General features: G+C 38.7%; 1 pseudogene. It reads right to left on the minus strand.

The features are described from left to right. Positions 1-124: 124 nt before the first annotated feature. Positions 125-253 (minus strand): annotated as a pseudogene (locus HC723_RS17215) (IS66 family transposase); the annotation flags it as partial.

Raw genomic sequence — 253 nt, forward strand, 5'->3', positions numbered from 1 at the left:
GACTATGCAACCAATTGGCTTTGGTTTTATAATAATGAACGGCCTCATAAAGCCAATGGTGGTAGACCACCATTGATGGTCGCTTAACTTCTACTTTTAACAACAGTTAGAAATGGGAGGATTACCATAGCCACATATAACACTGTTTGTTTTCTTTAAGTACATTGAGTGGTGTTTCATCCGCTTGAATAACCACTTGCTCTAGCAAGTGGTTTCTCAAGGCTTGATAAAGCGGTTTGAATTTCTCACTTAC

This window comes from Vibrio sp. S11_S32, assembly GCF_014694465.1.
In the GTDB taxonomy this organism is placed as follows: Bacteria; Pseudomonadota; Gammaproteobacteria; order Enterobacterales; family Vibrionaceae; genus Vibrio; species Vibrio algicola.